This is a genomic window from Sphingomonas sp. NFX23 (assembly GCF_049887795.1).
In the GTDB taxonomy this organism is placed as follows: Bacteria; Pseudomonadota; Alphaproteobacteria; order Sphingomonadales; family Sphingomonadaceae; genus Sphingomonas.
This window is the reverse complement of record NZ_JAGEKH010000003.1, coordinates 233,050-246,307: the sequence shown is the minus strand read 5'-3', so window position 1 is coordinate 246,307 and position 13,258 is coordinate 233,050. Positions and strand designations below refer to the sequence as shown.

The 13,258-nt window shown below is 67.2% G+C and carries 11 protein-coding genes; 10 read left to right on the top strand and 1 reads right to left on the bottom strand.

The window, feature by feature from the left end; translation table 11 throughout:
* Positions 1 to 24 precede the first annotated feature (24 nt).
* Together J4O76_RS08820 and alaS are read left to right on the top strand one after the other, a co-directional pair.
* Positions 25 to 1,305 (top strand): M24 family metallopeptidase, encoded by a 1,281-nt coding sequence (locus J4O76_RS08820; RefSeq protein WP_426281354.1) that lies wholly within the window; start codon positions 25 to 27, stop codon positions 1,303 to 1,305.
* A 316-nt stretch (positions 1,306 to 1,621) separates the two neighbouring features.
* Entirely contained in the window at positions 1,622 to 4,273 is a 2,652-nt protein-coding gene (gene alaS / locus J4O76_RS08815; protein ID WP_426281352.1) for an alanine--tRNA ligase, read from the top strand.
* A gap of 293 nt (positions 4,274 to 4,566) precedes the next feature.
* Here the strand turns inward: alaS and J4O76_RS08810 are convergent, their stop codons facing one another.
* Positions 4,567 to 6,210 carry a thiamine pyrophosphate-binding protein gene (locus tag J4O76_RS08810; protein ID WP_426281351.1) on the bottom strand — a complete coding sequence of 548 codons (1,644 nt, stop codon included), beginning with the start codon at positions 6,208 to 6,210 and terminating at the stop codon, positions 4,567 to 4,569.
* A gap of 91 nt (positions 6,211 to 6,301) precedes the next feature.
* On the opposite strand from J4O76_RS08810, the gene J4O76_RS08805 reads away from it, so the two are divergent.
* The 8 genes from J4O76_RS08805 (at position 6,302) to leuC (ending at position 13,176) form a co-directional block, all read left to right on the top strand.
* A complete protein-coding gene (locus J4O76_RS08805; protein WP_426281350.1) occupies positions 6,302 to 7,201 on the top strand; it encodes an SMP-30/gluconolactonase/LRE family protein in 900 nt (299 codons plus the stop codon).
* A 211-nt stretch (positions 7,202 to 7,412) separates the two neighbouring features.
* Entirely contained in the window at positions 7,413 to 8,123 is a 711-nt protein-coding gene (locus J4O76_RS08800; RefSeq protein WP_426281349.1) for a CoA transferase subunit A, read from the top strand.
* Between the two features lie 77 nt (positions 8,124 to 8,200).
* Positions 8,201 to 9,079, top strand: a complete 879-nt coding sequence (locus J4O76_RS08795; protein ID WP_426281348.1) for a 5'-nucleotidase, lipoprotein e(P4) family — start codon at positions 8,201 to 8,203, stop codon at positions 9,077 to 9,079.
* On the top strand, positions 9,079 to 9,387 hold the full coding sequence (locus J4O76_RS08790) for a DUF5076 domain-containing protein (protein WP_056047204.1): 309 nt from the start codon (positions 9,079 to 9,081) through the stop codon (positions 9,385 to 9,387). The genes J4O76_RS08795 and J4O76_RS08790 overlap by 1 nt, the downstream gene beginning before the upstream one ends.
* Positions 9,387 to 10,022, top strand: a complete 636-nt coding sequence (locus tag J4O76_RS08785) for a 3-oxoacid CoA-transferase subunit B (protein ID WP_426281347.1) — start codon at positions 9,387 to 9,389, stop codon at positions 10,020 to 10,022. Before J4O76_RS08790 ends, J4O76_RS08785 begins: the two co-directional genes overlap by 1 nt.
* The gene (locus J4O76_RS08780) at positions 10,022 to 10,705 is read left to right on the top strand and encodes a glutathione S-transferase family protein (protein ID WP_426281346.1); all 684 of its coding nucleotides are present in this window, start codon (positions 10,022 to 10,024) and stop codon (positions 10,703 to 10,705) included. Before J4O76_RS08785 ends, J4O76_RS08780 begins: the two co-directional genes overlap by 1 nt.
* A complete protein-coding gene (locus tag J4O76_RS08775) occupies positions 10,672 to 11,586 on the top strand; it encodes an alpha/beta hydrolase (protein ID WP_426281345.1) in 915 nt (304 codons plus the stop codon). Before J4O76_RS08780 ends, J4O76_RS08775 begins: the two co-directional genes overlap by 34 nt.
* Positions 11,587 to 11,739: 153 nt before the next feature.
* Positions 11,740 to 13,176 (top strand): 3-isopropylmalate dehydratase large subunit, encoded by a 1,437-nt coding sequence (gene leuC / locus J4O76_RS08770; RefSeq protein ID WP_426281344.1) that lies wholly within the window; start codon positions 11,740 to 11,742, stop codon positions 13,174 to 13,176.
* The last annotated feature ends 82 nt before the right edge of the window (positions 13,177 to 13,258 follow it).

The following is a 13,258-nucleotide window of genomic DNA, read 5'->3' as shown; positions in this document are numbered from 1 at the left end:
GGTCAAGGACCCTATCGTCCGGCGATGTCGACCGTACGCCCCAAGCCCGCCTTCAGCCCCTCGCGCCGCGACCTGCTGAGCCTCGCAATCGCGGCCCCGTTGCTGTCGACCACCGCGATCCTCCGCGCTGCCGAGCCGGACCTGTCGGCGCTGTCCGACATCACCGGCGGCACCAGGCCGATCGACGCCACCGAACGCGCCGCGCGGCTGGTCCGCGCGCAATCGCTGATGAAGGCGGCGGGCATCGGCGCGGTCTTGATCGAGCCTGGATCGTCGATGATCTACTTCACCGGCGTCCGCTGGCATACGAGCGAGCGGCTGACGCTGGCGATCCTTCCGGTCGAGGGTGAACCGTGCATCGTCACGCCGTTCTTCGAAGAGCCCTCGGTGCGCGAGACGCTCGCCGTGCCCGCCGAGATGCGCGTCTGGCAGGAGGACGAGAACCCGCTCGCCGTGGTCGCCGGGTTCCTGCGCGACCGCAAGCTCGCCGCGCTGCCGATCGGCCTGGAGGCGGAGGTGCGGTACTTTGCCTATGCCGGACTCGCGCGCGTGCTGCCCGAGGCGAAGATCGTGTCCGCCGACCCGGTCGTCCGCACCTGCCGGATGGTCAAGACCCCCGCCGAGATCGCGCTGATGCAGGCGGCGACCGAGGTCACGCTGGCCGCGTATCGCTGGACGAAGCCGCGCGTCGAGAAGGGCATGACCGGCCCGGAAATCGGCGCGCTCATGAACGCCGCGACCAAGAAACTCGGCGGCGCGCCCGAGTTCGCGCTGGCGCTGATTGGCGAGGCATCCGCCTACCCGCACGGCAGCCGCGAAATCCACCGCGTCGCCGACGGCCAGGTCGTGCTGATGGACTGCGGCTGCACCGTCCAGGGCTATCAGTCCGACATCTCGCGCACCTGGGTGCACGGCGCGGCAACTGCCGACCAGCGCAAGACGTGGGACCAGGTCGCCCGAGGCCAACAGATCGCGTTCGCCGCGGCCAAGATCGGTGCACCCGCCGGCAGCATCGACGACGCGGTCCGGCGGCATTACGAGACGCTCGGCTACGGCCCGGGGTACAAGGTCCCCGGCCTGTCGCATCGCACCGGCCACGGCATCGGCATGGACGGCCACGAACCCGTCAACCTCGTCCGCGGCGAGACGACCAGGCTGGCGGCGGGGATGTGCTTCTCCGACGAGCCGGGGATCTATATTCCCGGCAGATACGGGGTCCGCATCGAGGACTGCTTCCACATGACCGATGCGGGCCCGAAATGGTTCAGCGAGCCGCCTAAGTCGCTGGATGCGCCACTAGGGTAATACTCCAACGAGGCAGTCGCCCTCGCCGCGCACTCCACCACCCCGGCGAAGGCCGGGGCCCAATTGGGGGACGGCGATAACGAAGCGCTGCTCTCCATTATTTCCACCTCTCCAATTGGGCCCCGGCCTTCGCCGGGGTGGAACATCGGGGCGAACGGCCGCTCTTACCTACCTTGTTCTCCCGCGAAGGCGGGAGCTCAGTCTGGATCCCCGCCTTCGCGGGGAAACACGCTATCTTCGTTTCAATGCGATGCGTGCAAGGCAAGCCCCACACCTCCACTTGAGCGAACCGCCCCGCTCGCCTAAGTCCCCGCGCATGACATCGACGAACGACATCCGCCGCGGCTTCCTCGACTATTTCGGATCGCAGGCGCACCAGATCGTGCCCAGCGCGCCGCTCGTGCCGCAGAACGACCCGACGCTGATGTTCGTCAACGCCGGGATGGTGCCGTTCAAGAACGTCTTCACCGGCCTCGAATCGCGCCCCTACACCACCGCGACCTCGTCCCAGAAATGCGTCCGCGCCGGCGGCAAGCACAACGATCTCGACAATGTCGGCTACACCGCGCGCCACCACACCTTCTTCGAAATGCTCGGCAATTTCTCGTTCGGCGACTATTTCAAGGAACAGGCGATCGTCCACGCCTGGACGTTGCTCACGCGCGAATGGGGCCTGTCGCCCGACAAGCTGACCGCCACCGTCTACCACACCGACGACGAGGCGTTCGATCTCTGGAAGAAGGTTGCCGGGCTCCCCGATCACCGCATCATCCGCATCCCGACCAAGGACAATTTCTGGTCGATGGGCGACAACGGGCCGTGCGGGCCCTGCTCGGAAATCTTCTACGACCATGGCGACCACATCTTCGGTGGCCCCCCCGGCAGCCCCGACGAGGACGGCGATCGCTTCGTCGAGATCTGGAACCTCGTGTTCATGCAATACGAGCAGGAGAACGCCGAGATCGTCGGCAACCTGCCCAAGCCCTCGATCGACACCGGCATGGGGCTCGAGCGCATCGCCGCGGTCATGCAGGGCGTCACCGACAATTACGATACGGACACGTTCAAGGCGCTGATCGCGGCGTCGGGCGCGCTGACGCACACCGCGACCGACGGCGCCAACACCGCGAGCCACCGCGTGATCGCCGATCACCTGCGCACCGCCGGCTTCCTGATCGCGGACGGCGTACTGCCCGCGAGCGAGGGCCGCGGCTATGTCCTGCGCCGGATCATGCGCCGCGCGATGCGCCACGCGCACATTCTGGGCGCCAAGCAGCCGCTGATGCATCGGCTGGTCCCCGCACTCGTCACCGAGATGGGCGCCGCGTACCCCGAACTGTCGCGTGCACGCCCGCTGATCGAGGCGACGTTGCAGCAGGAGGAGACGCGCTTCCGCCAGACGCTCGACAAGGGGCTGAAGCTGCTCGACGAAGCGACCACCGGGATGACCGACGGTACGCTGGCCGGCGACGTCGCGTTCAAGCTCTACGACACCTACGGCTTCCCGTACGACCTGACCGAGGACGCATTGCGCGAACGCAACATCGCGGTCGACCGTGCCGGCTTCGACACCGCGATGGCCGAGCAGAAGCGCGCCGCCCGCGCCGCCTGGAAGGGCTCGGGCGCGAAGGCTTCGGACGACATCTGGTTCGACATCGTCGAGCAGACCGGCGGCACCGAATTTCTCGGCTACGCGTCCGATACCGGCGAGGGCGAGGTCGTCGCACTGGTCAAGGACGGCACGCGCGTCGACCACGCCACAACCGGCGATACGGTCTCGATCGTCGTCAACCAGACGCCGTTCTACGGCGAGAGCGGCGGCCAGGTCGGTGACGCGGGCCACATCTCCAACGACAGCGGCCTGCGCGCGAACGTCACCGAGACCTCGAAGCAGCTCGGCCGGGTGTTCGTCCATCACGCGATCGTCGACGCCGGCGAGATCAAGGTCGGCGACCCGGTCAAGCTCCAGATCGACGTCGCCCGCCGCGCACAGATCCGCGCGAACCACTCCGCAACGCATCTCTTGCACGAGGCCTTACGCGAACGCCTCGGCACGCACGTTGCGCAGAAGGGCAGCCTCGTCGCCCCCGACCGCCTGCGGTTCGACTTCTCGCAGCCGGTCGCGATGACCCCCGCCGACATCGCGCAGGTCGAGGCCGACGTGAACGCGCAGGTCCGCGGCAACGGTGCGGTGACGACGCTGCTGATGACCCCCGACGACGCGATCGCGATGGGCGCGATGGCGCTGTTCGGCGAGAAATACGGCGATGAGGTCCGCGTCGTGTCGATGGGGTCGACTGAGGACGGCACCTATTCGATCGAGCTGTGCGGCGGCACGCACGTCACCGCGCTCGGCGATATCGGCCTGTTCAAGGTGGTCGGCGAGGGCGCGGTCTCGAGCGGCATCCGCCGTGTCGAGGCGCTCACCGGCGAAGCGGCGCGCGTGTATTTGACCGGCCGCGACGATCGCCTGCGCGAAGCCGCAGCAGTCCTGAAGTCGACCCCCGACGAGGTCCCGGCGCGCGTCGCATCGCTGCTCGAAGACCGCCGCCGCCTCGAACGCGAACTCGCCGACGCGAAGAAGGCGCTGGCGCTGGGCGGTGGTGGATCGGGCGAAGCGGCAGGACCGGAGCAAGTCGGCGGCGTTGCGTTCATCGGCCAGGTGCTCAACGAGTTCGAGGCCAAAGGCCTGCGCGGCGCGGTCGACGAAGCCAAGCAGCGTCTGGGTTCGGGCGTCGCGATGCTGGTAGCGATCAACGACGGCCGCGCTTCGGTCGCGGTCGGCGTGACGGCGGACCTAGTGGCGAGCCACAATGCCGTCGACCTGCTCAAGATCGCGGTGGCGACGCTGGGCGGGCAGGGCGGCGGCGGCCGTCCCGACATGGCGCAGGGCGGTGGTCCTGACGGAGACAAGGCTGCGGAAGCAGTCGTGGCGGTGCGAGCAAAGCTGGAGGCGGCGGGCGCCTGAAACTCGTCATCGCCGCACGCTAAACCCCAAGCAATGTTCCCCCGCGGACGCGGGGGCCCAGCTAAGTACCGTCAGCGTACGTGGCTCCTAGACCCCGGCCTTCTCGGGGGAACAGGCTGCGCTGATGAAGTCACCCGCTACCACCACCTCCACCCCGGCGAAGGCCGGGGCCCAATTGGCACGTCCGAAGTAACGGAAGGCCGCATTTAGTTACCACCGTCCCCCAATTGGGCCCCGGCCTTCGCCGGGGTGGTGCTAATACTGGGTAAGTGGTTTGCGCGAATAAACGAGGCTCAGCCCCCACGCACCTTCGCCAGCGTAGTCCCAGCGGTAATCGCCTCGATATCCGTCACCAAGTGCAACATCCGCACCCCGCCGCGCGCCATCGCTCGCTCCAGCGCCCCCGCAAAATCCTCCGTCCGAGAAACCGTCTCCGCCCAGCACCCATAAGCCCGCCCCAGCGCGGCAAAGTCCGGATTTCGCAACCCGGTTCCAGACACCCGCCCCGGATACTCCCGCTCCTGGTGCATCCGGATCGTCCCGTACCCGCCATTATCCACGACGATCACCAGCATGTCCGCACCATGCGCAACCGCGGTCGCGAGTTCCTGTCCGTTCATCAGGAAACACCCGTCGCCCGCGAGCGCTACGACCGTCCGCTCCGGATGCCGCAACGACGCCGCAACCGCCGCCGGCACGCCGTACCCCATAGCTCCAGCGGTCGGCGCAAGCTGCGTCCCCGGCCCGGCATACGCCCAGTACCGATGCCACCAGCCTGAGTAATTCCCCGCGCCGTTGCAGATGATTGCGTCCGCCGGCAGCCGCTCGCGCATCGCCGCCACGCACGGCCCAAGGTCCATCACCAGATCGCGCGGCACCGGCGTAGACCACGCAAGCCACTCCGCATGCGCCTCCGATCCGGCAGACCGCGCCGGCAGATCAACCGCCAGCAAAGCCTCAGCAAACTCCGTCATCCCCGCACATACCGCCACATCCGCGCGGTACGCCCGGTGCAACTCGTCGGGATCGGGATGGACGTGGATCAGCCGCTGCCCCAGATGATCGGGGGTGATCAGCGCATAGCCATCGGTCGTCGCCTCCCCAAGCCGCGGCCCGACCACCAGCAGCAGATCCGCCGCCTTCACCCGCTCGACCAGCTTCGGACTAGGCCCATATCCCAGGTTCCCCGCCCACACCGGACAGTCGTTCGGAATGGCATCCTGCCGCCGAAACGCCGCGGCGACCGGAATGCCGTTGCGATCTGCCCAGGTCGAGAACGCCCCGGACGCCGCCACATCCCAACCCGCCCCGCCAACGATCGCCACCGGCCGCTCGGCGGTGGTCAGCAGATCGGCCAGCAAGTCCATCGTATCGGCGTCACACCCCTGCGCCACCCGCTCGACCCGCGGCCGATCGACCGCATCGACTACGTCCAACAACATATCCTCGGGCAACGCTAGCACGACCGGCCCCGGTCGCCCCGACATCGCCGTCGCATAGGCGCGCGCGACATATTCCGGGATCCGCCGCGCATCGTCGATCCGCGCCGCCCACTTCGCGATCGGCGAAAACATCGCCTGGAAATCGATCTCCTGGAACGCCTCGCGGTCGCGCGTGCCGCGATCGATATCGCCCACGAAAAGTATCATCGGCTGCGAATCCTGCATTGCGACGTGCACGCCGATCGACGCGTTGGTCGCGCCCGGCCCGCGGGTCACGAACGCGACCCCCGGCCGATGCGTCAGCGTCCCGTCCGCGCACGCCATGAACCCGACGCCGCCCTCCTGCCGACACACGACAAGGTCGATCGCCGGCGTATCGTGCAACGCGTCGAGCACCGCGAGGAAACTCTCCCCCGGCACGGTGAAAATCCGGTCGCAGCCCTGTGCGACGAGTTGATCGACCAGGATACGGCCGCCGGTGCGTGGTGTGATCATCCCCGTATCCTGCCGTCCGTTGTGCGTGAAGTCGAGAAACGGTTACGCTGACATCGAAGCCGGGACCAACCCGACTCGTCCGGAGAGGATCATGACCGACTTCACCACCGTCGCCGACGGCCTGCGTTTCCCCGAGGGCCCGGTGGCGATGCCCGACGGCAGCATCATCCTCGTCGAGATCGAGCCCGGCCGCATCACGCGCATCGCCCCTGACGGAACGAAAACGACGGTCGCCGAACCCGGCGGCGGTCCCAACGGCCTCGCGATCGGCCCGGACGGCAAGCTCTATTGCTGCAACAATGGAGGGTTCGCATGGCGCGAGACGAACGGCTTCCTTACCCCGCACGGCCAGCCGGACGACTATTCCGGCGGCCGGATCGAACGGATCGACATCGCCACCGGCGCGGTCGAGATACTCTACAAGGACGGCGATTTCGGCTGCGTGCTGCGAGGACCCAACGACATCGTCTTCGATTCGCACGGCGGCTTCTGGTTCACCGACCACGGCAAATCGCGCGACCGCGCCCGCGACATCACCGGCATCTTCTACGCGAAAGCCGACGGGACCCAGCTCGAAGAAGTGATCTTCCCGACCGAAAATCCCAACGGCATCGGCCTCTCGCCGGACGGCACGCGGCTCTACGCGGCGGAGACGTTCACCTGCCGGCTGATGGCGTTCGACATCGTCGCGCCCGGCAAGGTCGCCAGCGCCTCGGGCACGCCGCTCTACCGTCCGGCCGGCTACAAGTTCTTCGATTCGCTCGGCGTCGAGGCATGCGGCAACATCTGCGTCGCAACGATCGGCGAATGCGGTATCAGCGTGATCTCGCCCGCCGGGGAACTGGTCGAGTTCGTCGCGACCGACGATGTGTTCACTACCAACATCTGCTGGGGCGGCGTGGACATGATGGATGCCTACATCACCTGCTCGGGCAGCGGCCGGCTGGTGAAGACGCGCTGGAAGCGGCCGGGGTTGAAGCTGGCGTACTGAGAACGACTCGATCCTCCCTCGCCAGGGGGAGGTGGCGCCGAAGGTGACGGAGGGGGAGGACACGGAGCAGAGGTTTCCCTTTCCTCCCCCTCCGTCTGGCAAGAGCCAGCCACCTCCCCCTAGCGGGGGAGGATCGTGAAAAGTCGATCCGCGCTACGTTGCCGAGCGCCAACCACCGGCTTATGCGAGGCGAAAGACCTGAGGAGGATGCATGGCGAACAAGCGCTACACCGATGCGGCAAAGGCACTCGAAGGCGTGCTGTTCGACGGAATGACGATCTGCGCGGGCGGGTTCGGGCTGTGCGGCATCCCCGAGCGGCTGATCGACGCGATCGAGGCGTCTGGGGTGAAGGACCTGACGATCGCCAGCAACAATGCCGGGATCGACGGGCAGGGCCTCGGCAAACTGCTCCGCTCGCGCCAGGTGAAGAAGATGATCTCGTCCTATGTCGGCGAGAACAAGGAATTCGAGCGGCAATATCTTAGCGGCGAACTCGAGGTCGAGTTCTGTCCGCAGGGCACGCTCGCCGAACGCTGCCGGGCAGGGGGGGCGGGCATCCCCGGCTTCTACACCAAGACCGGCGTCGGCACGCAGGTCGCCGAGGGCAAGGAAACGAAAGTCTTCGACGGCCAGGAATACATCCTCGAACGCGGCATCCGCGCCGATCTCGCGATCATCAAGGGCTGGAAAGCGGACGAAAGCGGCAACCTCATCTTCCGCAAGACCGCGCGCAACTTCAACCAGCCGATGGCGACCGCGGGGAAGATCTGCGTCGCCGAGGTCGAGGAGATCGTCCCCGTCGGGAGCCTCGATCCCGACACGATCCACCTGCCGGGCATCTACGTGAAACGGATGATCGTCGGTGCGCCCTACGACAAGCAGATCGAATTCCGCACCGTCCGCGAGCGGGTATCCGCGTGAAGTCAGGCCTGATGGTTGATCGCAAACGCTCCCCGTTCTCCTGCGAACGCAGGAGCCCAGGGTCACGAGCGTTGCGGGTGGTATCCTGGACCCCTGCGTTCGCAGGGGCACTGGCGCTCCAAGGCTGCGTCAGCGTGTCCGCGCCGACGTCGATCGCAGCGACGCCGACTGTTTCCGCGCCCATCACCGTCGATGGCGTCCCAGCCGGGATGCAGTATCTCTACGCCTCGGGCGAAGCCGCCGCGGTGAGCATTCAAGCCTGGAACGCGCTCGTAGGCTACGTCCGTACGCAACGCGCGCCAACTTCCGTCGTCCTTGCGCCAGGCGCCACTCTCGTTGCCCCGACGTTCACCAACTGCGGCACCAAACCTAAGGCTGCAGTGTTCGACGTCGACGAAACCATCCTCCTCAATCTCGGCTTCGAATACGACGCGTCCTCCGGCCAAGCATGGTCCGATCCCCGCTGGCAGGACTGGGAGCGCACCGGCGTCAAGCAGGTCGCGCCCGTCCCCGGCGCCCTCGCCGCACTCGGCCAACTCCGCGCAATGGGCGTCACGGTGATCTTCAACACCAACCGTTCCGCAGCCAACGCCGCGCAAACTGAGGCCACGATCGAAGCCGCCGGCCTAGGCCCCGCGCGCCACGGCGAGACGCTGTTCCTCGCCGGCGACGACGCGATGGGCTCGAAGAAGGACGGCCGCCGCGAGATGATCGCCGCGAAATACTGCGTCGTCGCGATGGGCGGCGACCAGCTCGGCGACTTCAGCGACCTGTTCAACGCCGGCCAGACCCCCGCCGTGCGCCGCGCCGCGGTCCAGTCGCCCGCGATCGCGGCCAGATGGGGGGCAGGGTGGTTCGTCCTCCCCAACCCCGTCTACGGCACCGCGCTGAAGGGCAACCGCGACGAGGTATTCCCCCCAGCAGTCCGCTGGGCCCCGACAGGAGGCGTACGCTAATGGCCGACCACCCAAACGCGATCGCGCTCGACAAGGGCGCGCAACTCACCAGCGAATCGGTCGAGGTCGCGCGCATCTGGATCACAAACGGCGCCGGCAGCAACGTGCTGATCGACGCGGGCATCCTCGAGGATCCGACCGTGTTCGGCTACCTCCTCGCCGACACGATCCGCCACGCCGCGCGCGCCTATGCGGGCACCTGGGGTCTCGACGAGGACGCCGCGTTGCAGGCGATCGTCGACGGCGTCGGCACCGAGCTCCGTGAACAATTCACGACCATCACCACCATCCAGGAAGGAATGCACTGATGCCCTGGGACCGTAACCAGATGGCCGCGCGCGCGGCGCAGGAACTGAAGGACGGCTATTACGTCAACCTAGGCATCGGCATTCCGACGCTGGTCGCGAACAATATCCCCGACGGCATGACCGTCACGCTCCAGTCCGAGAACGGCATGCTCGGGATCGGCCCGTTCCCGTACGCGGGCGAGGAGGACGCCGACCTGATCAACGCCGGCAAGCAGACGATCAGCGAACTCCCTTCGTCGGTGTATTTCAGCTCGTCGGACAGCTTCGCGATGATCCGCGGCGGGCATATCGATCTGACGGTACTCGGCGCGATGGAGGTCAGCGAAGGCGGCGACATCGCCAACTGGATGATCCCGGGCAAGATGATCAAGGGCATGGGCGGCGCGATGGACCTCGTCGCGGGCGTCAAGCAGATCATCGTCGTGATGGACCACACCGCCAAGGACGGCACGCCGAAGTTCATCCCGTCGTGCACGCTGCCGTTGACCGGCAAGAACGTCGTCGACATGATCGTCACCGATCTGGCGGTGTTCCAGCGCGCGGATCACGACAGCCCGTTCAAGCTGGTCGAGATGGCGCCGGGCGTCACCGCGGACGAGATCGCCGCGAAGACCACCGCGCGCTACACCGCCTGATGCGCTACACCCTCGTCACCGCGAACCGCAATTATTCGAGCTGGTCGTTGCGCCCCTGGGCCTTGATGAAGGCGCTCGGCATCGACTTCGAGGACCGGATCGAGCCGTTCCTGGCGCCCGTGAATTACGAGGCGTTCCGCACTTTCTCGCCGACGGGCCAAGTGCCGGTGCTGATCGACGGCGAGCGGACGGTGTGGGATTCGCTCGGCATCGTCCTCTACCTCGCCGACCGTCACGACGGCGTCTGGCCGGTCGATGCCGAGGCACGCGCGTGGGCGATCTGCGCCACGGCCGAGATGCATGGCGGGTTCTCCGCGCTGCGCAACGAGCGGACGATGAACGTCGGCGTCCGCGTGAGCGCCGCCCCTGGTAGCGACGCGCTCGACCGCGATGTCGCGCGGATCGCTGAACTCTGGAGCAAGGGACTTGACCGGTTCGGCGGCCCCTGGCTCGCTGGTGCCGAATTCGCGGCAGTCGATGCCTTCTATGCGCCGGTCGCGTTCCGAGTGCGGACCTACGGGATCGACGTCGGTGCGGCTGGGCTCGCTTGGGTCGAGCGGATCATCGCGCACCCGGCGATGCGCGAATGGGAAGCGACCGCGCTCGCCGAGACGTGGCGCGAGGAAAGCCACGAGGCCGACCTCGTCGCATGCGGATCGATCACTGCGGACTTCCGCCGCTGATGCGCCGCGCCGTGATCGTCATAGCACTGATCGTCATCCTGATCGCAGGCACCGCGTTCACCGCAGGCCCCGGCACGCTCAGCGTCCTCGACGGCGTGATGGGCGGCGGTCGCGGCACCGCCCGCATCCGCGAAGGCGTCCCGTTCGGCACGCACGGCCAGAAGCTCGACGTCTGGCGCCCATCCGGCGGCGCCAAGACCGGCCTGCCGGTGCTGATCTTCTGGTATGGCGGCGGCTGGGTCCACGGCTCGCGCGGCGCCTACGCGTTCGCGGCGCGCGCCTATGCGAAGGCGGGCTACGTCGTCGTCATGCCCGACTACCGCAAAGTCCCCGACGTGCGCTTCCCCGCCTTCCTCCAGGACGGCGCCGAAGCGGTGAAATGGACCCGCGACCACATCGCAGAGGCTGGCGGCGACCCGAACCGGATCGCCGTCGCCGGCCATTCCGCGGGCGCCTACACCGTGGCGATGCTGACGCTCGACGAGCGCTGGCTGAAGGCCGAAGGCGTCGACCCGCACATCATCAAGGCCGCGGTTGGCCTGTGCGGGCCGTACGACTTCTACCCCTTCACCGCCAAGCGCGCGATCGACGCGATGCAGGGCGCCGCCGACCCGGTGATGACCCAGCCGATCCACTTCGCGCGCGCGGACGCCCCGCCGATGCTGCTGATCACCGCCGGCGACGACACGCAGGTCAAGCCGCACAACGCGATCAACCTCACCGCGCGGCTTAAGGCGCTGGGGGCACCGGTGACGTACATCGATTATCCGGGTCTGAGTCACGAGAATGTCGCGATGGCATTGTCGAAACCGTTCCGCCGTAAGGCGCCCGTGTTGGTCGATAGCGTCGCGTTTCTGAACAAGGCGATGCCCGCGCGGTAATCCACCTTGTTTCCCCGCGAAGGCGGGGACCCAGACTGGGCTCCCGCCTTCACGGGAGAACAAGCTTCCTTGTAGCCTGACGCCCGTCTGAACGATCGAAAATTACATACAACCTTGGCGCCGCACCCCTTTTCGGTTAACGCGTGCTCCATCATGGCCACTCCGCAAACGCTGTACGAAAAGATCTGGGCGGCGCACGTCGTCGAACGCCGCGACGACGGCACCTGCCTGATCTATATCGACCGCCACCTCGTCCACGAAGTCACCAGTCCGCAGGCGTTCGAAGGCCTCCGCGTGGCAGGCCGCAAGGTCCGCCGCCCCGACCTGACGCTCGCCGTCCCCGATCACAACCTCCCGACCACCGCGCGCAAGGACGCCGCCGGTCGCGTCCTGCCGATCGCCGATCCCGAAAGCGCGCAACAGCTCGACGCGCTCCGTCGCAACACTAGCGAGTTCGGCATCGACTATATCGACGCGACCGCCATCGAGCAGGGCATCGTCCACGTCGTCGGCCCCGAGCAGGGCTTCACGCTCCCCGGCACGACGCTCGTCTGCGGCGACAGCCACACCTCGGCGCACGGTGCGCTCGGCGCTTTGGCGTTCGGGATCGGCACCAGCGAAGTCGAGCACGTCCTCGCCACGCAGACATTGCTGTTGTCGCAGGCCAAGACGATGGAAGTCCGCGTCGACGGCGAACTCGGTTTCGGCGTCAGCCCCAAGGACGTCATCCTCGCGATCATCGGTAAGATCGGCGCGGCGGGCGGCACCGGCCACGTCATCGAGTTCACCGGCAGCGTCATCCGCAACATGTCGATCGAGGGTCGCCTGACCATCGCCAACATGTCGATCGAGGCGGGCGCGCGTGCCGGCCTGATCGCACCCGACGACACGACCTTCGCCTATCTGAAAGGCCGGCCGATGGCCCCGACTGGCGAGAACTGGGACAAGGCCGTGACGTGGTGGCGCAGCCTCGCGACCGACCCCGGCGCGACTTACGACAAGTCCGTCGTGCTGGACGCAGCCGATATCGCCCCCGGTCTCACCTGGGGTACCAGCCCCGAGGACGTCGTGCCGATCACCGGAGTCGTCCCCGAACCGTCGAGCTTCGCCGATCCCGCCAAGCAGGCCGCCGCACAGAAGTCGCTCGATTACATGGGGCTGACGGCGGGCACCGCGATGCGCGACGTGCCGATAAAGCACGTCTTCATCGGCAGCTGCACCAACAGCCGCATTGAGGATCTCCGCGCCGCTGCGGCGATCGCGGACGGTCGCCATGTCGCGACCGGCGTGCGCGCGCTCGTCGTCCCCGGCTCGGGCCTCGTCAAGCGCCAAGCCGAAGCCGAAGGGCTCGACCGGATCTTCATCGACGCCGGTTTCGAATGGCGCGAACCGGGGTGTTCGATGTGTCTCGCGATGAACCCGGACAAAGTCCCTGCGGGGGAGCGTTGCGCTTCCACGTCGAACCGTAATTTCGTCGGCAGACAGGGTCCCGGAGCGCGCACGCATCTGGTATCACCTGCGATGGCGGCGGCAGCGGCGGTCACCGGTAAGCTGAGCGACGTCAGAGAGTTGATGGGGGAAAGAGCGTGAAGAAAGTTTTCGTATTGCTGGCGGCTGGCGCAATGCTCAGCGGCGTCGCGGCCTATGTCGCATCGGCGCGTGTGGTTCCGGA

What these genes read in the sequence shown, in the direction of transcription:
- J4O76_RS08820 (WP_426281354.1), top strand. Translation starts at nt 25, where the DNA reads ATGTCGACCGTACGCCCCAAGCCCGCCTTCAGCCCCTCGCGCCGCGAC.
- alaS (WP_426281352.1), top strand. Translation starts at nt 1,622, where the DNA reads ATGACATCGACGAACGACATCCGCCGCGGCTTCCTCGACTATTTCGGA.
- J4O76_RS08810 (WP_426281351.1), bottom strand. Translation starts at nt 6,210, where the DNA reads ATGATCACACCACGCACCGGCGGCCGTATCCTGGTCGATCAACTCGTC.
- J4O76_RS08805 (WP_426281350.1), top strand. Translation starts at nt 6,302, where the DNA reads ATGACCGACTTCACCACCGTCGCCGACGGCCTGCGTTTCCCCGAGGGC.
- J4O76_RS08800 (WP_426281349.1), top strand. Translation starts at nt 7,413, where the DNA reads ATGGCGAACAAGCGCTACACCGATGCGGCAAAGGCACTCGAAGGCGTG.
- J4O76_RS08790 (WP_056047204.1), top strand. Translation starts at nt 9,079, where the DNA reads ATGGCCGACCACCCAAACGCGATCGCGCTCGACAAGGGCGCGCAACTC.
- J4O76_RS08785 (WP_426281347.1), top strand. Translation starts at nt 9,387, where the DNA reads ATGCCCTGGGACCGTAACCAGATGGCCGCGCGCGCGGCGCAGGAACTG.
- J4O76_RS08780 (WP_426281346.1), top strand. Translation starts at nt 10,022, where the DNA reads ATGCGCTACACCCTCGTCACCGCGAACCGCAATTATTCGAGCTGGTCG.
- J4O76_RS08775 (WP_426281345.1), top strand. Translation starts at nt 10,672, where the DNA reads ATGCGGATCGATCACTGCGGACTTCCGCCGCTGATGCGCCGCGCCGTG.
- leuC (WP_426281344.1), top strand. Translation starts at nt 11,740, where the DNA reads ATGGCCACTCCGCAAACGCTGTACGAAAAGATCTGGGCGGCGCACGTC.